Annotated in this window: 16 protein-coding genes and 2 tRNA genes; 5 read left to right on the top strand and 13 right to left on the bottom strand. The window is 67.9% G+C overall.

What is annotated here, in order from left to right:
- The first annotated feature begins 4 nt into the window (after window positions 1–4).
- Window positions 5–901, top strand: a complete 897-nt coding sequence (mutT1, locus tag ACZ50N_RS09080; RefSeq protein WP_046362347.1) for an 8-oxo-(d)GTP phosphatase MutT1 — start codon at window positions 5–7, stop codon at window positions 899–901.
- 73 nt (window positions 902–974) lie between these two features.
- On the opposite strand, the gene ACZ50N_RS09075 is transcribed toward mutT1, so the two are convergent.
- The 3 genes from ACZ50N_RS09075 to leuC form a co-directional block, all read right to left on the bottom strand.
- Window positions 975–1,655, bottom strand: coding sequence for an HU family DNA-binding protein (locus ACZ50N_RS09075; protein ID WP_046362348.1), 681 nt, complete (start codon window positions 1,653–1,655; stop codon window positions 975–977).
- 201 nt (window positions 1,656–1,856) lie between these two features.
- On the bottom strand, window positions 1,857–2,450 hold the full coding sequence (gene leuD, locus ACZ50N_RS09070; protein WP_046362349.1) for a 3-isopropylmalate dehydratase small subunit: 594 nt from the start codon (window positions 2,448–2,450) through the stop codon (window positions 1,857–1,859).
- A 16-nt stretch (window positions 2,451–2,466) separates the two neighbouring features.
- Complete coding sequence (gene leuC / locus ACZ50N_RS09065; protein ID WP_048425291.1) at window positions 2,467–3,912, bottom strand: 3-isopropylmalate dehydratase large subunit; 1,446 nt, start codon at window positions 3,910–3,912, stop codon at window positions 2,467–2,469.
- 36 nt (window positions 3,913–3,948) lie between these two features.
- On the opposite strand from leuC, the gene ACZ50N_RS09060 reads away from it, so the two are divergent.
- Window positions 3,949–4,650, top strand: coding sequence for an IclR family transcriptional regulator (locus tag ACZ50N_RS09060; RefSeq protein WP_046362351.1), 702 nt, complete (start codon window positions 3,949–3,951; stop codon window positions 4,648–4,650).
- Window positions 4,651–4,705: 55 nt separating this feature from the next.
- Here the strand turns inward: ACZ50N_RS09060 and ACZ50N_RS09055 are convergent.
- The 4 genes from ACZ50N_RS09055 to ACZ50N_RS09040 form a co-directional block, all read right to left on the bottom strand.
- A tRNA-Glu gene (locus ACZ50N_RS09055) sits at window positions 4,706–4,778 on the bottom strand.
- Between the two features lie 61 nt (window positions 4,779–4,839).
- Window positions 4,840–4,914, bottom strand: a tRNA-Gln gene (locus tag ACZ50N_RS09050).
- Between the two features lie 129 nt (window positions 4,915–5,043).
- Window positions 5,044–6,504, bottom strand: a complete 1,461-nt coding sequence (gltX, locus tag ACZ50N_RS09045) for a glutamate--tRNA ligase (RefSeq protein WP_073684633.1) — start codon at window positions 6,502–6,504, stop codon at window positions 5,044–5,046.
- Window positions 6,505–6,515: 11 nt separating this feature from the next.
- Complete coding sequence (locus tag ACZ50N_RS09040; protein ID WP_046362353.1) at window positions 6,516–7,304, bottom strand: fumarylacetoacetate hydrolase family protein; 789 nt, start codon at window positions 7,302–7,304, stop codon at window positions 6,516–6,518.
- Between the two features lie 118 nt (window positions 7,305–7,422).
- Here ACZ50N_RS09040 and ACZ50N_RS09035 point away from each other — a divergent pair, with 118 nt between their 5' ends.
- The gene (locus ACZ50N_RS09035) at window positions 7,423–8,646 is read left to right on the top strand and encodes an MFS transporter (RefSeq protein ID WP_464475192.1); all 1,224 of its coding nucleotides are present in this window, start codon (window positions 7,423–7,425) and stop codon (window positions 8,644–8,646) included.
- Here the strand turns inward: ACZ50N_RS09035 and ACZ50N_RS09030 are convergent.
- Genes ACZ50N_RS09030 through serA form a run of 3 tightly spaced genes read right to left on the bottom strand, consistent with a single transcriptional unit; the run spans window position 8,625 to window position 11,820 of the window.
- Complete coding sequence (locus ACZ50N_RS09030; protein WP_413783382.1) at window positions 8,625–9,176, bottom strand: hypothetical protein; 552 nt, start codon at window positions 9,174–9,176, stop codon at window positions 8,625–8,627. The two genes, ACZ50N_RS09035 and ACZ50N_RS09030, sit on opposite strands and share 22 nt — an antisense overlap.
- Window positions 9,177–9,214: 38 nt before the next feature.
- Complete coding sequence (locus tag ACZ50N_RS09025; RefSeq protein ID WP_046362356.1) at window positions 9,215–10,225, bottom strand: 3-isopropylmalate dehydrogenase; 1,011 nt, start codon at window positions 10,223–10,225, stop codon at window positions 9,215–9,217.
- 8 nt (window positions 10,226–10,233) lie between these two features.
- A complete protein-coding gene (serA, locus tag ACZ50N_RS09020) occupies window positions 10,234–11,820 on the bottom strand; it encodes a phosphoglycerate dehydrogenase (RefSeq protein WP_464475191.1) in 1,587 nt (528 codons plus the stop codon).
- Window positions 11,821–11,876: 56 nt separating this feature from the next.
- Between serA and ACZ50N_RS09015 the strand changes: the two genes are divergently transcribed.
- On the top strand, window positions 11,877–13,307 hold the full coding sequence (locus ACZ50N_RS09015; RefSeq protein WP_464475613.1) for a phytoene desaturase family protein: 1,431 nt from the start codon (window positions 11,877–11,879) through the stop codon (window positions 13,305–13,307).
- A 30-nt stretch (window positions 13,308–13,337) separates the two neighbouring features.
- A complete protein-coding gene (wrbA, locus tag ACZ50N_RS09010; protein WP_046362359.1) occupies window positions 13,338–13,934 on the top strand; it encodes an NAD(P)H:quinone oxidoreductase in 597 nt (198 codons plus the stop codon).
- A gap of 54 nt (window positions 13,935–13,988) precedes the next feature.
- On the opposite strand, the gene ilvC is transcribed toward wrbA, so the two are convergent.
- The 3 genes from ilvC to ACZ50N_RS08995 are packed head-to-tail and all read right to left on the bottom strand — an operon-like array spanning window position 13,989 to window position 17,388.
- On the bottom strand, window positions 13,989–15,002 hold the full coding sequence (gene ilvC / locus ACZ50N_RS09005; protein ID WP_048425290.1) for a ketol-acid reductoisomerase: 1,014 nt from the start codon (window positions 15,000–15,002) through the stop codon (window positions 13,989–13,991).
- A gap of 35 nt (window positions 15,003–15,037) precedes the next feature.
- On the bottom strand, window positions 15,038–15,538 hold the full coding sequence (gene ilvN, locus ACZ50N_RS09000) for an acetolactate synthase small subunit (RefSeq protein ID WP_046362361.1): 501 nt from the start codon (window positions 15,536–15,538) through the stop codon (window positions 15,038–15,040).
- On the bottom strand, window positions 15,538–17,388 hold the full coding sequence (locus tag ACZ50N_RS08995; RefSeq protein WP_048425289.1) for an acetolactate synthase large subunit: 1,851 nt from the start codon (window positions 17,386–17,388) through the stop codon (window positions 15,538–15,540). Before ACZ50N_RS08995 ends, ilvN begins: the two co-directional genes overlap by 1 nt.
- Between the last annotated feature and the right edge of the window lie 113 nt (window positions 17,389–17,501).

Genomic DNA, 17,501 nt, shown 5'->3' with positions numbered 1-17,501 from the left:
CGCTGTGAAGACCGAACCCATCCTCGCCGCCGGCGCAGTCCTGTGGCGCCCACAGGAATCCACGGGCACCCCGGAAGTGGCGGTGATCCATCGGCCGCGCTACGACGACTGGTCCCTGCCCAAGGGGAAACTCGAGCGGGGAGAGACCGAACCGGTCGCCGCGGTGCGAGAGATAGAGGAGGAGACGGGCTTCCGCGCGCATCTCGGGCGCCGGCTGGCATCGGTGAGTTACCCCGTCGGGGACGCCACGAAGAGGGTCCGCTATTGGATGGCGCGCAGCGTCCGGGGTGAGTTCGCGGCGAATGAAGAGGTGGACGAACTGAAGTGGCTGCCCGCCGAAGACGCGATGAGCCAGGTGCATTACGCGCTGGACCGCAAGGTGCTCCGTCGGTTCGTCAAGTTGCCGGTCGCCACCCAGACGGTGCTCGTCGTGCGGCACGCCACCGCCGGAAGCAAGTCACGCTATTCCGGTGATGACCGCAAACGCCCGCTGGACAAGCACGGCCGCGCACAGGCTGAGTCGCTGGTGGATCTGTTGACGGCGTTCGGCGCCGGCGAGCTGTTCGCCGCCGACCGTGTGCGCTGCCATCAAACCCTCGGACCGCTTGCCGAGGAATTGGGCGTTCCGGTGATCACCGAAACCGCTTTGACGGCAGAGGCATACGCGGACAAGCCGAAGAGGGCCCGGCAGCGCGTGCTGGAGATCGCCGGTACGACGTCTCACCCCGTGATCTGCACGCAGGGTGAGGTCATCCCCGATCTGATCGCGTGGTGGTGTGAACGCGACGGTGTGCGCCCCGACAAATCGCGGAACCGCAAGGGCAGCACGTGGGTACTCACGCTGTCCGGCGAACAGCTGATCAGCGCGGACCACATCAGCTCACCGCTGGCGCCCCGCTAGCCCGATACGCGACAACGCCGTGGGCGTGGGCCCACGGCGTCGTCGGTGAAGCTGTGTGTGCGGTCGAAACTGCTTACTTGCGACCGCGCTTGGCGGGAGCCTTCTTGGCAGGCGCTGCCTTCTTGGCGGCGGTGGCCTTCTTGGCCGGAGCCTTGGTCGCAGCCTTCTTGGCCGGAGCCTTCTTGGCAGGCGCTGCCTTCTTGGCGGGGGCGGCGGCCTTCTTGGCCGGAGCCTTGGTCGCAGCCTTCTTGGCCGGAGCCTTGGTCGCGGCCTTCTTGGCCGGAGCCTTGGTCGCGGCCTTCTTGGCGGGAGCCTTGGTGGCGGTGGCGGCCTTCTTCGCCGGAGCCTTGGTCGCAGCCTTCTTCGCCGGAGCCTTGGTCGCGGCCTTCTTGGCCGGAGCCTTCTTGGCCGCCTTGCGGGCGGTGCTCGAAGCGGTCACGCCGCGCTTGACGGCGGGACCCTCGGCCGGAAGCTTCTGTGCGCCCGCGACAACGGCTTTGAACTGAGCGCCGGGGCGGAACGCCGGAACGGACGTCGGCTTGACCTTCACCGTCTCACCGGTGCGCGGGTTGCGGGCGACACGAGCGGCGCGGCGGCGCTGCTCGAAGACACCGAAGCCAGTGATGGTCACGCTGTCACCCTTGTGCACGGCGCGCACGATGGTGTCGACGACGTTCTCGACCGCGGCGGTCGCTTGCCGACGATCCGAGCCCAACTTCTCAGTGAGTACGTCGATGAGCTCTGCCTTGTTCATGCAAAACCTCCGGGAACTGTGGTCCTCTTTGGACCGACTAGAGGACACGGTAAACCCATTGCCCGTTGATTTCCAAGAACCACGCGCAATTTCAGAAAATCTCAGCGAACTTTTTTCAATCCGCTTGGCTCCCTTTGTGTCCTACCGGGGCGCCCCAAAAGAGGATTGCAGAGCGGATATTTCACCGCCGCCAGCCACCGATCAGGTCGTCAGAGTCCGCGGCTTCCACTCCGGGCGCCGCGCCTCATAGTCTTCGATCTGATCGAGTTTCCGCAGCGTGAGGCCGATATCGTCGAGCCCCTCCAGCAGCCGCCACGCGGTGTAGTCATCAATCTTGAACGGCACCAGCACCGTTTCCGCCGCGATGGTCCGATCTTGAAGATTGACAGTGATTTCCGTCCCCGGACGCTGCTCGATGACCTTCCACAACAATTCGACATCGTCTTGGGCGACTTCGGCCGCCAGCAGCCCGGCCTTGCCGGAGTTGCCGCGGAAGATATCGGCGAATCGTGACGAGATGACGACCCGGAAGCCGAAGTCCATCAGCGCCCAGACCGCATGCTCGCGTGACGAGCCGGTGCCGAAATCGGGCCCCGCCACCAGAACCGAGCCGCGGTCGAATGGCGACTGATTGAGGACGAACGACGGATCGTTGCGCCACGCCGCGAACAGACCGTCCTCGAATCCGGTGCGCGTCACGCGTTTCAGATACACCGCCGGGATGATCTGGTCGGTGTCGACATTGGAGCGGCGCAGCGGCACGCCGATCCCGGTGTGAGTGGTGAATGCTTCCATGACGGCGTCTCCGTTATCAGTGGGTGGTCGCGGGGATCAGATCGGCCGGGGACGACAGGGTGCCCCTGACGGCGGTCGCGGCGGCGACGGCCGGCGACACCAGATGTGTACGACCACCTTTGCCTTGCCGGCCCTCGAAATTGCGGTTGGACGTCGAGGCGCAGCGCTCACCGGGGGCGAGCTGGTCGGGGTTCATACCCAAGCACATCGAGCAGCCGGCCTGGCGCCATTCCGCGCCTGCCGCGGTGAAGATCTCGCCCAGGCCTTCGGATTCGGCTTGCGCACGCACCCGCATCGAGCCGGGCACGATCAGCATACGAACCCCGTCGGCGACGGACCGACCGCGCAGCACGTCGGCCACCACACGCAGATCCTCGATCCGGCCGTTGGTGCAGGAGCCGACGAACACGGCGTCTACGGCCACGTCACGCATCGGGGTACCCGCTTCGAGACCCATGTATGCCAACGCCTTTTCGGCCGTCTGGCGCTGATCGTCGTCGAGCATCGCCTCCGGATCGGGCACCGCGGCGGACAGCGGTACACCCTGGCCCGGATTGGTTCCCCACGTGACGAACGGGCTGAGACTGGCGGCGTCGATGTGGACCTCGGTGTCGAATTCGGCACCGTCGTCGGTTCGGAGTTGACGCCACGCAGCGACCGCGTCATCCCATGCGGCCCCCTTCGGGGCGTGGGGTCGACCCTCGAGGAAGGCGAAGGTGGTGTCGTCCGGTGCCACCATGCCGGCTCGGGCGCCCGCCTCGATGCTCATGTTGCAGATCGTCATCCGACCTTCCATGGACAGCGATTCGATGGCACTGCCCCGGTATTCGATGACGTGCCCCTGTCCGCCGCCGGTCCCGATCTTGGCGATGACGGCCAGGATGATGTCCTTGGCGCTGACCCCGGGCGGCAGCTCGCCGTCGACGTTGACGGCCATGGTCTTGAAGGGTCGCAACGGAAGTGTCTGCGTGGCCAGCACGTGCTCGACCTCCGAGGTGCCGATGCCCATGGCCAACGCACCGAACGCGCCGTGGGTGGAGGTGTGGCTGTCACCGCACACGACCGTCATCCCGGGCTGGGTCAGACCCAGTTGCGGGCCGATGATGTGGACGATCCCCTGCTCGGCATCGCCCATCGGGTGCAGCCGCACACCGAATTCGGCGCAGTTGCGCCGCAACGTCTCCACTTGGGTTCGCGACACCGGGTCGGCGATCGGCTTGTCGATGTCGACGGTGGGCACGTTGTGGTCTTCGGTCGCGATCGTCAGATCGGGGCGCCGCACCGGCCTTCCCGCCAACCGCAGCCCGTCGAACGCCTGGGGGCTGGTCACCTCGTGCACGAGGTGAAGATCGATGTAGATGAGGTCCGGCTCCCGGGCATCACCCTGCCCGCCGCCCGCCGCGACGACGTGATCGCTCCACACCTTCTCGGCGAGAGTCCGTGGGTTGTTCGCCTTGTCCATTGACGATCTCACAATCTGGGAAGCTAGTATCTCTGTGTGAGACAGGATAGCGGTATCGGCGTGCTCGACAAAGCGGTGACGGTCCTTCACGCGGTCGCCGAGTCTCCCTGCGGTCTCGCGGATCTGTGCGACCGCACGGCCCTGCCGCGGGCGACCGCCCACCGGCTGGCCGTCGGGCTGGAAACGCACCGGTTGCTTGCGCGCGACGCCGATGGCCAGTGGTGCCTGGGCCCTGCACTGGCCGAACTGGGCAGCCATGTCCGCGATCCCCTGGTGTCGGCGGGCGCGGTGGTGCTGCCGCGCCTGCGCGAGCTGACCGGGGAAAGTGTGCAGCTCTACCGCAGGGACGGGACCGCGCGGATCTGTGTCGCGGCGCTGGAACCGCCTGCGGGTCTGCGGGATACCGTGCCGGTCGGCGCGCGACTGCCGATGACGGCCGGCTCCGGAGCCAAGGTGCTGCTCGCCTACGCGGATCCGGCCACTCAGCGCAGCGTTCTGGCCGACGCGGCATTCACCGACCGCGCCCTGGCGGAGGTACGCAAGCGCGGTTGGGCGCAGAGCGCGGCCGAACGGGAACCCGGGGTGGCGAGCGTGTCGGCACCGGTGCGCGACGGCCGCGGTGCGGTGATCGCCGCCGTGTCGGTATCCGGACCGATCGACCGGATGGGACGGCGCCCGGGCGCACGCTGGGCCGCCGATCTGGTGGCCGCCGCGGACGCGCTGACAAGACGGCTCTGACCCGCCGGCAGAGACGAAAAAACTCGCAGGCCCTGACAGGACCTGCGAGCTGATGTACCCCCGATGGGATTCGAACCCACGCTACCGCCGTGAGAGGGCGGCGTCCTAGGCCGCTAGACGACGGGGGCTAGAACTTGTTACGGACGGAAAGCATAGCTGAGGGACACAGTGCTGACCTAATCCGCGCGTTGGCTGGGGTACCAGGACTCGAACCTAGAATGGCTGAACCAGAATCAGCTGTGTTGCCAATTACACCATACCCCATTGGCAGCCCGTCACCGCAGGTCACGGGCTATTTTTCGGCCCTGGCGCCTCGCGGTTGTGCCGCGCTGCGCCGTCTTGCGAGCCGACGAGCAGACTACCAAAGATTCTCGGGTGGTTTTTCCACCCCCGTCACGCGGACGCTCCGGCATGGTCGCGGCCCGCGCGCAGCCGGGCCAGTGTGCGGTCCCTGCCCAGCAGTTCCAACGATTCGTACAGCGGCGGGCTGATCGATGACCCCGTCACCGCGACTCGAATGGGCCCGAACGCCTTGCGAGGCTTGAGGTCGAGCCCGTCGATCAGCGCCGCCTTGAGCGCTTCTTCGATCCGTGGGCCACTCCACTCCCCGATCGCCTCGAGAGCGCCGAGGGCGGCGTCGAGAACGGGGACCGCGTCGGGCCGCAGTTCCTTGCCCGCCGACTTCTCGTCGAGCGCGAAGGAGGCGTCGTCGAGGAACTTCAACAGCCCCCAGGCGTCGCCGAGAACGACGATCCGCGTCTGCACCAGGACGGCCGCTTCGGCGAATGCGTCGTCGTCGAGTCCGGTGTCGTGGCCGTGAGCACGGAAGTACTCGGCGAGGCGGCGGGTGAACTCCGCGGGCTCGAGCAGCCGGATGTGCTCGGCGTTGAGTGCGTCGGCCTTCTTCTGGTCGAACCGCGCGGGATTGGAGTTCACGTCGACGACGTCGAAGGCCGCCACCATCTCGTCGATGCCGAACACGTCGCGGTCATCGGCGATCGACCACCCCAGCAGCGCAAGGTAGTTGAGCAGGCCCTCGGGAATGAAGCCGCGATCCCGGTGCAGGAACAGGTTCGATTGCGGGTCCCGCTTCGACAGCTTCTTGTTCCCGTCCCCCAGGACGGGCGGCAGGTGGGCGAAGCGCGGTGTCCCGTCGGCGATGCCGAGCCGCTCGAGCGCGGCATAGAGCGCCAACTGGCGAGGGGTCGACGGCAACAGATCCTCCCCCCGCAGCACGTGGGTGATCTTCATCAGTGCGTCGTCGACCGGATTGACCAAGGTGTACAAGGGTTCTCCGTTGCCCCTGGTCAGCGCGAAGTCCGGGATCGAACCAGCCGGGAACGTCGTCTCCCCACGAACCAGGTCGTCCCACGTCATGTCCGTCTCGGGCATGCGCAGCCGGATGACCGGCGAGCGGCCCTCGGCACGGAACGCTGCCCGCTGCTCATCGGTGAGGTCGCGATCGAAGTTGTCGTACCCCAGCTTGGGGTTGCGCCCCGCCGCGAGGTGGCGCGCTTCGACCTCCTCGGCGGTGGAGAACGCCTCGTAGGCCTCGCCGGCGTCGAGCAGCCGCTGCAGCACGTCGGTGTAGAGCTCGCGACGGCCCGACTGGCGGTAGGGCTCATAGGGTCCGCCGACCTCGGGGCCTTCGTCCCAGTCGAGGCCGAGCCAGCGCAAGGCGTCCAGGAGCGCCCGGTAACTGTCCTCGCTGTCGCGCGCCGAGTCGGTGTCCTCGATCCGGAACACGAATGTTCCGCCGGTGTGGCGGGCGTACGCCCAGTTGAACAGCGCGGTGCGGATCAACCCCACATGGGGGGTGCCCGTCGGCGACGGACAGAACCTGACTCTGACGATCGGTGGGGCGGTCACGATTTTCCTTTGCGCACAACGGGATTGGTGAGCGTTCCGATGCCCTCGATGCTGACGCTGACGGAGTCGCCGTGCTCGAGAGGTCCGACGCCCTCGGGCGTGCCGGTCAGGATCAGGTCACCCGGCAGCAGCGTCATGACCGCCGAGATCCACTCGATGATCGCGCCGATGTCGTGGATCATCAACGATGTTCGGCTGCGCTGCTTGACCTCACCGTTGACCTCGGTGCGGATCTCGAGATCAGTTGCATCCACATCGGTGACGATCCACGGGCCGACCGGACAGAACGTGTCGTGGCCTTTGGCGCGCATCCACTGGCCGTCTTTCTTCTGCTGATCGCGCGCAGAGACGTCGTTGGCAATCGTGTAGCCGAGGATGTTCTCGGCAGCCCGCGAGGCAGGCACGTCCTTACACGGACGACCGATGACTGCAGCCAGTTCGCCCTCGAAGTGCACGGGATGCGCGTCAGCCGGCAGTTGGATCGCGGTACCCGGGCCGATGATCGCGGTGTTGGGCTTGAGGAAGATGATCGGATCCTCGAAGGTGCCGCCACCCATTTCTTCGATGTGAGCGGCGTAGTTCTTGCCCATGCAGACGACCTTGCTGGCGAGGATCGGCGCCAGCAGGCGCACATCGGCCAGCGGCCACTGCCGGCCGGTGAATGTCGGTGTGCCGAAGGGATGCTCGGCGATCTCCCGGGCGATGGCTTCACCGGGCTCGTCGACCGGCCCTTCGATGGACACGAAAGCCACGCCATCCGGGCTGGCGATTCGACCAAGACGCATGGGGCTCAGCCTAGCGGCAGCGCCGGCCGCCGCGGCAGGCGCACAGCTCACACACCAGCAGTCTCACATGATGAGATATAGGTTCTGCATATTGAGACGTTCTTGTCACGATGGCCAGATGGACCCCGCCTCGATCAGCACCGCACGCCGATGGTCGATGCTGATCGTCGCTCTCGGCGCCACGTTGTGCGCCAACGTGTTCATCAACGGTGTGGCCTTTCTCATACCGACGCTTCATCGGGAACGCGGCCTCGACCTCGCACAGGCCGGCCTGATGTCGGCGCTGCCCAGCCTCGGGATGGTGGTGACGCTGATCGCCTGGGGCTATGTGGTCGACCGCTTCGGCGAGCGCACCGTGTTGACCCTGGGTTCCGCGTTGACCGCGGCCGCCGGCTTCGGCGCCGCATCGGCGGACTCGTTACCTGCGGTCGGGGCTTTCCTCTTCCTCGGCGGCATGGCGGCGGCGAGCAGTAACACTGCCAGTGGGCGCCTCGTGGTGGGCTGGTTCGCCGCGGAGAAGCGGGGCCTGGTGATGGGGATCCGCCAGACCGCACAGCCGCTCGGCGTCGGACTCGGCGCCCTCGTGATTCCGCGACTGGCCGAATCCCGCGGGGTGTCGGGCGCGCTGCTGTTTCCCGCTGTGGTCTGCGCCGCCGCAGCCGTCGTGTGCGCCGTCGCGGTGCTGGACCCACCGCGGCCCGCACGCGCGGAAGCCAGTGACGCCGACCTCGCCAACCCCTACCGGGGTTCTTCGCTGCTGGTGCGCATCCATCTCACCTCGCTGCTGCTGGTGGCTCCGCAGGCGATGGTGTGGACGTTCACGCTGGCCTGGCTGATCACCGACCGGGGATGGTCCGCCGGGTCCGCGGGCGCGATGGTCACGGTCGCCCAGCTTTTCGGCGCCGGCGGGCGCATCGCCGCGGGCCGATGGTCAGACTTCGTGCTGCGCCGGTCCGGCGACGTGCTGAGCTCTCGGATGAGACCCATCCGGACGATCGCCGCGGCCGCCGCGGTGTCGATGGGGCTGCTGGCGCTGACCGACTGGCTGGACTCCCCGATCAGTGTCGCGCTGATGGTCGTCGCATCGGTGGTCACGGCGTCCGACAACGGGTTGGCCTTCACCGCGATCGCCGAAGTCGCGGGACCGTTCTGGAGCGGCCGCGCGCTGGGCACGCAGAACACCACGCAGCTGCTCACCGCCGGTGTCACACCGCCGTTGTTCGGGGCGCTGATCGGCGCGGCCGGCTACCCGGCGGCGTTCGCGGTGTGTGCGCTCATCCCCCTGCTGGCGATCCCGTCGGTGCCGGCCACCAGCGCACCTCAGGCCCGGGAAGCAGCCTGACCCGGCAACAGCATCAGGGCAGCGGCCAGGAAGCACAGAGCCCCGGTGAAGGTGCCGAGATTGGCCAGCCGTTCGTCTTCGGTGACGCCTGTCGCGCGCACGAATGCAGCGGCCGCCGACACCCCGAACGCCACGCAACCGACCATGTTGACCGCCGCGGCCCACCAGTCACGCGATCGCAGATCGATCAGCGCGCCGGTCGCGACCACACCGAGAACTCCGCTGACCAGAAAAGCCGTCGAGCCGGCCACGTCGGGCACCCACACGTAGTGCCGCTCGCTGGCCACGGCGTGCGCCAGGACCGAGGCGCCGGTACTGACGTTGAACAGCAGCGTGCCGACCAATTGCACTGCAGCACTTGACCACTCCGCGCGGTCGGTGCGGTTGCTGCGGAGCAGCTGGATGCCGGCCGCGGTGGTGAAGAACCAGGAGCCGCAAAAGCACAACAGGTTCGCCCCGCCCGCGCCCAGCCACGCCGGGACGCCAGGCGCGGTGGCGAGCGCGAACAGCGACGATCCGACGACGAACAGCCAGCACTGCGCAGACAGCGTGGCCGCGACCCGGATGGCTACAGCTTCCCGAGGATGCGCTCGCCGACTTCGGCGGTGGTCAGCGTCTGGTCCCCGCGGGTCGCGAGATGTTCGGCGACCGCCGCGTCGACACGGGCGGCGGCGTCGAGCTCACCGAGGTGGGCCAGCAGCAGCGACACGCTCATGATCGCCGCCGTCGGATCCGCGATACCCTGCCCCGCGATGTCGGGCGCGCTGCCGTGCACCGGCTCGAACATCGACGGATTGGTCAGCGTCGCATCGATGTTGCCGCTGGCCGCCAACCCGATGCCGCCGCACACCGCCGCGGCCAGGTCGGTGATGATGTCGCCGAACAGGTTGTCGGTGACGATCACGTCGAAGCGGCCCGGATCGGTCACCATGTGGATCGTTGCCGCATCGACGTGCTGATACGCCACCTCGACGTCGGGGTATTCGGCCGCGACGCTCTGTACGGTGCGCCACCACAGCGAGCCGGCGTAGGTCAGCACGTTGTTCTTGTGCACCAGCGTGAGGTGCTTGCGACGGCCCTGCGCGCGATGGAACGCGTCGAGCACGACGCGACGCACCCCGTAGGCGGTGTTGACGCTGACCTCGGTCGCTATCTCGTGCGGGGTGTCCACGCGGATCGCACCGCCGTTCCCGGTGTAGGGCCCCTCCGTGCCTTCCCGCACCACGACGAAGTCGATCTCCGGATCGCCTGCCAACGGGCTGCGCACCCCGGGGTAGAGCCGGCCCGGACGCAGGTTGACGTGGTGGTCGAGCTCGAAGCGGATGCGCAGCAGCAGCCCTCGCTCGAGGACACCGCTGGGCACCGAGGGGTCACCGATGGCGCCGAGCAGGATCGCGTTGTGCGCCTTGAGCTCGTCGATCACGGAGTCCGGCAGCACCTCGCCGGTCTTGTGATACTGGCGCGCGCCCAGCTCGTATTCGGTCTTCTCCACTCCGGGCAGCACGGCGTCGAGGACGGTGAGGGCCTGGCCGATCACCTCGGGACCGATCCCGTCGCCGCCGATCACCGCGAGTTTCACAGGAGCACTCATGTCAGGTCGACCACTTCCAATGTCGCAGCGTTGACGTCGCGGCCGATGGTGGCCAGCACGTCGCCGGGCACGTTCCGGTCCAGGCGCAGCATGATCGTCGCGCCCTTTCCGTCGGCGTCCTGACTGAGCTGAGCGGCCAGGATGTTGACCTCGGCGCTGCCGAGGAGGGTGCCGATCTTGCCGAGCGCGCCGGGCTGATCGTCGTAGTTGATGATCAGGTTCACGCCCTCGGCGCGCAGATCGAGGTTGCGGCCGTTGACCTGGACGATCTTCTCGACCTGCTGGGGGCCCGAGAGCGCGCCGGCCACGTTCACCGTGGTGCCGTCGGCAGCGACCGCGCGGACGTCGACGACGCTGCGGTGGTTGGGACTCTCCGATTCGGTGTCGATGGACGCCTCGACACCGCGCTCGGCGGCCAGCGCCGGGGCGTTGACGAAGGTCACCGGATCTTCGATCACCGCAGAGAACAGGCCGCGCAGCGCCGAGAGGCGCAGCACCTCGACCTCCTCGCTGGCCAGCTCGCCGCGCACCTGCACGCAGAGGTTGGTGGGCAGTTCCGCCGACAGGGCTCCGACGAGCAGGCCGAGCTTGCGGACCAGATCCAGCCAGGGCGCGATCTCTTCGCCGACGGCGCCGCCGCCGACGTTGACGGCGTCGGGCACGAACTCACCGGCGAGTGCGAGCTTGACGCTGGCCGCCACATCGGTGCCGGCACGGTCCTGGGCTTCGGCGGTCGACGCACCCAGGTGCGGCGTCACGACGACCTGAGGCAGCTCGAACAGCGGACTGTCGGTGCACGGCTCGGTGGCGAACACGTCGAGGCCGGCGCCGCGGACATGGCCGCTGGTGATCGCATCGGCCAGGGCCTGCTCGTCGATCAGTCCGCCGCGTGCGGCGTTGACGATGATCACACCCGGCTTGGTCTTGGCCAGCGCGTCCGTGCCGATCAGGCCTGCCGTCTCCTTGGTCTTGGGCAGGTGCACCGAGATGAAGTCGGCGCGGGCGAGGAGCTCGTCGAGGGTGAGCAGTTCGATGCCGAGCTGCGCCGCGCGGGCGTGCGAGACATAGGGGTCGTAGGCGGTGATGTGCGCGCCGAACGCCGCCAGCCGCTGGGCCACCAGCTGGCCGATCCGGCCGAGGCCGACGACACCGACCGTCTTGCCGAAGATCTCGGTGCCGGAGAACGACGACCGCTTCCACGTGTGCGCACGCAGTGTGGCGTCGGCGGCCGGGATCTGGCGGGCCGCCGACAGCAGCAGCGCCAGCGCGTGCTCGGCGGCGCTGTGGATGTTCGAGGTGGGGGCGTTCACCACCAGCACACCACGGGCGGTGGCGGCGTCGACATCGACGTTGTCCAGTCCGACGCCGGCACGGGCGACGATCTTCAGCTTGGGTGCGGCGGCCATGACCTCTGCGTCGACGGTGGTGGCGGAGCGCACCAGCAGCGCGTCCGCGTCGGCGACGGCGGCCAGCAGCTTCTCCCGGTCCGGGCCGTCGACCCAACGGACCTCTACCTGGTCGCCCAACGCTTCGACGGTCGAGGGGGCCAGCTTGTCGGCGATCAATACCACGGGCAGACTCACGAGGCCTCAGCCTAGTGGGCTCTAATAGTCGGGTGGTGGGCGGGAGAAACTCCAGCGTGGACGTCACCGTCGTCGGAAGCGGCCCGAACGGGCTGGCGGCCGCGGTCATCTGCGCCCGCGCGGGCCTGTCGGTGCGGGTGATCGAGGGTCAACCCACCGCCGGCGGCGGCGCCCGCTCCGCACCGGACCCCGAGTACCCAGGTGTCCTCCACGACATCTGTTCGGCCGTCCACCCGCTGGGGGTGGCCTCCCCGTTCTTCGCCGAATTCGATCTCGCGGCCCGCGGCGTGGCGCTGCGCACGCCGGATGTGTCGTACGCGAACCCGCTGCCCGACCGACCGGCCGCGGTCGCCTACCGCTCGTTGGAGCGCACATGCGCGGAGTTGGACGACGGCGCGTCCTGGCGGCGGCTGTTCGGTCCGCTCACCGAGCACGTCGACGGGGTGCTGGGGTTCTTCCTCGGCGACAAGCGTTCCCTGCCGCCGGATCTGCTCACCACCGTGCGCACCGGGTTGCGGGTCTTGGCGATGGGTAGCCCGGCGTGGGGGCTCTTGCGCGGCGAGGATGCCCGCGCTCTGTTCACCGGCGTTGGCGTACATGCCATTTCGACGATGCCCTCACCCGTCAACAGCGGCGCGGGCCTGATGCTGGGCACGGTGGCGCACACCGCGGGGTGGCCGGTGCCCGTCGGCGGAACGCAGGCGATCGCCGATGCCCTGATCGCCGATCTTCGGACACACGGCGGCGAACTGGCGCTCGGCGAACCGGTGACCACGCCACCCGGCGGAGTCGTCATCTGGGATACCGCGCCGACGGCACTGCTCGACATCTACGGCGACGCGGTGCCGACACGTTATGCAAAAGCATTGCGGCGCTACAGGTTCGGGCCGGGCGTCTGCAAGGTCGACTTCGTGCTCTCCGGCGAGATCCCGTGGCGCGACCAGCGCCTCGCCCAAGCGGGCACCCTGCACATGGGCGGCACACGGGCGCAGATGGCGCTGGCCGAACGCGAGATCGCCGCGGGCCGCCACGCCGAGTGGCCGATGACACTGGCCGCGCTGCCGCACGTGGCCGACCCGTCGCGCATCGACGACCAGGGCCGGCGGCCGCTGTGGACCTACGCCCACGTCCCGGCGGGTTCCACCGCGGACCTCACCGAGACGATCACCGGCCTGTTCGAGCGTGCCGCACCCGGGTTCCGCGATCTCGTGGTCGCCGCGCGATGCGTGCCCGCAGCCCGGATGGCCGACCACAACGCGAACTACGTCGGCGGGGACATCATCGTCGGTGGCGCCACGCTGTTCGCGGCGATGGTGGGACCCACACTGCGACTGAACCCGTGGACCACGCCGATTCCCCAGGCGTACCTGTGCTCGTCGGCCACGCCGCCCGGCACCGGCGTGCACGGCATGGCCGGCTACTACGCGGCGCGCACCGTGCTGCGCCGCGAATTCGGCATCACGAATCTGCCGCGCTTGTCACCCTGATCCTGCGGGGGCCGCGCGTAGTCTCGCGTCATGACCAAGCTCTCAGTGATCTACTACTCGGCCACCGGACACGGCACCGCGATGGCCAACCGCGTGGCCGCCACCGCAGAGTCCGCAGGCGCGGAGGTGCGTCTGCGCCACATCGCCGAAACCCGCGACCCGGAGTCGTTCGCAGAGAACCCCGCCTGGTCGGCGAATTACGAAGCCACCAAGGATCTTCCGGCGGCAACCGGCGACGACATCGTGTGGGCCGACGCGGTGATCTTCGGCTCCCCCACCCGATTCGGCAACACCGCCTCGCAGTTCCGGGCCTTCATCGATTCCCTCGGCGGCCTGTGGGCCCAGGGCAAGCTGGCCGACAAGATCTACGCCGGGTTCACGTCGTCACAGACCGCGCACGGCGGCCAGGAGACCACGCTGCTGACCCTCTACATCACGCTGATGCATTTCGGCGGGATCATCGTGGCCCCCGGCTACACCGACGGGGTCAAGTTCGCCGACGGCAATCCGTACGGTGTGGGCCACGTGACGGGTCCCGAGAACCGCAACGAGCTCGACGAAGCCACGCTGGCGGCACTCGACCACCTGGCACGGCGCGTCGTCAGCACCGCCGACCGCCTCTCCTAGAAACACGAAAGTCGGTGCCGTTCGCGGAGAACGGCACCGACTTCGCGGGCGAAACTAAGCGGTTTCGGTGATCGGGCGATCGACCCAGCTCATCAGGTCGCGCAGCTTCTTGCCGGTGACCTCGATCGGGTGCTCGGCATTCTCCTTGCGCAGCTGCTCGAGCTCCTTGTTGCCACCCTCGACGTTGGCGACCAGGCGCTTGACGAAGGTGCCGTCCTGGATGTCCTTGAGGATGTCCTGCATCCGCTTCTTGGTGTCGGCGTCGATGACCCGCGGGCCCGAGAGGTAGCCGCCGAACTCGGCGGTGTCGGACACCGAGTAGTTCATCCGGGCGATGCCGCCCTCATACATGAGGTCGACGATCAGCTTCAGCTCGTGCAGCACCTCGAAGTAGGCCATCTCGGGCGCGTAGCCCGCCTCGACCATCACCTCGAAGCCGGTCTTGACCAGTTCTTCGGTGCCGCCGCACAGCACGGCCTGCTCGCCGAAGAGGTCGGTCTCGGTCTCTTCCTTGAACGTGGTCTTGATGACGCCGGCGCGGGCACCGCCGATGGCCTTCGCATAGGACAGCGCGAGCGCCTCACCCTCACCCTTGGGGTCCTGATCGACGGCGATCAGGCAGGGCACGCCCTTGCCGTCGACGAACTGCCGGCGCACGAGGTGGCCGGGGCCCTTCGGCGCGACCATGCCGATCGTGACGTTGGCCGGCGGCTTGATGAGGCCGAAGTGGATGTTCAGACCGTGACCGAAGAACAGCGCATTGCCGTCTTCGAGGTTCGGCTCGATGTCGTTCGCGAAGATCTCGGCCTGCGCGGTGTCGGGCGCCAGCAGCATGATCACGTCGGCCCACTTGGCCACCTCGGCCGGGGTGTCGACGTCGAGGCCCTGCTCGGTGACCTTCTCGCGGGACTTCGACCCCTCCTTGAGGCCCACCTTCACCTGCACACCGGAGTCGCGCAGGCTCAGCGAGTGCGCGTGCCCCTGGCTGCCGTAGCCGATGACGGCGACCTTGCGGCCCTGGATGATCGACAGGTCCGCGTCGTCGTCATAGAACATCTCAACTGCCATTGTCGTGAATCTTCTTTCTACTCTTTGCTTTTCAGCTACTTGGTGCCGATTCCGCGGGGGCCACGCGACAGCGACACCACACCGGACTGGACGATTTCTCGGATACCGTACGGCTCCAGCACGCGCAGGAGCGCCTCGAGCTTGGCCGGGGTTCCGGTGGCCTCGACCGTCAACGACTCGTTGGACACGTCGACGACCTTGGCGCGGAACAGGTTCACGGCTTCGATGACCTGACCGCGGGTTGTCGCATCCGCGCGCACCTTGATCAGTGCGATCTCGCGCGACACCGCGTTGTCCTCGTCCTGCTCCACGATCTTGATCACGTTGACCAGCTTGTTGAGCTGCTTGGTGATCTGCTCGAGCGGCGAGTCCTCGACGTCGACGACGATCGTCATCCGCGACAGGTCCTTCTGCTCGGTGGCGCCGACGGCGAGGGATTGGATGTTGTATCCGCGCCGCGAGAACAGCGAGGCGACGCGGGCGAGCACGCCGGGCTTGTCCTCGACGAGCACCGACAGTGTGTGCGTGGTGGTCATCAGGCGTGTCCCTCTTCGTTGTCGAACAGCGGGCGGATGCCGCGCGCCGCCTGGATCTCGTCGTTGCTGGTGCCCGCGGCGACCATCGGCCACACCTGGGCGTCGGCGCCCACGACGAACTCGATGACCACCGGGCGGTCGTTGATCTCGCGCGCCTGATTGATCACGTCGGCGACGTCCTCTTCGCGCTCGCAGCGCAGCGCGACACAGCCCAGGGCCTCCGACAGCTTGACGAAATCAGGGATGCGGCGGGTGTGTGTGGCCAGATCGGTTTGGCTGTAGCGCTCTTCGTAGAACAGCGTCTGCCACTGCCGCACCATGCCGAGGTTGCCGTTGTTGATCAGCGCGACCTTGATCGGCACGCCTTCGATGGCACACGTGGCGAGCTCCTGATTCGTCATCTGGAAGCAGCCGTCGCCGTCGATGGCCCACACCTCGGTGTCCGGGCAGCCCATCTTCGCGCCCATCGCGGCAGGCACCGCGTAGCCCATCGTCCCCAGACCACCGGAGTTCAGCCAGGTCTTGGGCTTCTCGTATTTGATGAACTGCGCTGCCCACATCTGGTGTTGACCCACGCCGGCCACGTAGATCGCGTCCGGGCCGGCGATCTTGCCGAGCGTCTCGATCACGTACTCGGGTGAGAGGCTGCCGTCGCTCTGCGGGCCGTAGCTCAACGGGTAGGTCGCCTGGATACCGGCCAGGTACTCCCGCCAGTTGGCCAGCGGAGTCGAGCCGAGTCCACTGTCCCGGCGGAGGGCCTCGATCAGGTCGGTGATGACGGCCTTCACGTCACCCACGATCGGGACGTCGGCGTGCCGGTTCTTGCCGATCTCGGCGGGGTCGATGTCGGCGTGGATCACCTTGGCTTCGGGGGCAAAGGAATCCAGCTTGCCGGTCACCCGGTCGTCGAAGCGGGTGCCCAGCGCGATCAGCAGATCGCTGCGCTGCAGCGCCGCCACCGCGGCCACCGTGCCGTGCATGCCGGGCATGCCCATGTTCTGCGGATGGCTGTCGGGGAACGCGCCGCGCGCCATCAGCGTGGTGACCACCGGGATGCCGGTGAGCTCGGCCAGTTCCAGCAGCTGCTCGGAGGCCTCGCCGCGGATGATGCCGCCACCGACGTAGAGGACCGGCTTGCGGGCCGCCGCGATCATCTTGGCGGCCTCACGGATCTGCCGGTTGTGCGGCTTGGTGTTCGGCTTGTAGCCGGGCAGTTCGAACTTCGGCGGCCAGCTGAAGGTGCACTGGCCCTGCAGCACGTCCTTGGGGATGTCGACGAGCACCGGGCCGGGACGCCCGCTGGCGGCGATGTGGAACGCCTCGGCGATGACGCGCGCGATGTCGTCACCATTGCGGACCAGGAAGTTGTGCTTGGTGACGGGCATCGTGATGCCGGAGATGTCGGCTTCCTGGAAGGCGTCGGTGCCGATGAGCGCGCGGCCGACCTGACCGGTGATGGCGACCACCGGGATCGAATCCATGTAGGCGTCGGCCAGCGGCGTCACCAGGTTGGTGGCCCCGGGGCCCGAGGTCGCCATGCAGACGCCGACCCGGCCGGTCGCGTGGGCGTAGCCGCTGGCGGCGTGGCCGCCACCCTGCTCGTGCCGGACCAGAACGTGGCGCAGCTTCACCGAGTCGTACAGCGGGTCGTAGACGGGCAGCACCGCACCACCCGGGATGCCGAAGATCACGTCGACGTCGAGTTCCTCGAGTGCCCTGATCACGGCTTCTGCGCCGGTCAGCTGAAGTGGCGCAACCTTTTTGGGCTGCGACGGGGCGGGGGCGGCGGTGCGAGTCCCGTTGGCCGGGGTCGCCGGCTGCTCAGGTGCTCGCGTGGTGGGTGCGCTCACGGTGTCCTCTGTGTCCTGTCCGGCCTGAATGGCTTGGGTTAGATCTTCTCAAATCGGTGCTGGGGCAACAAAAAACCCCCGTCAGCCGGGAGGCTGAGCGAGGGTTGCGCGTC

This window comes from Mycolicibacterium obuense (genome assembly GCF_055397605.1).
This window is presented reverse-complemented; position numbering and strand designations above follow the sequence as displayed.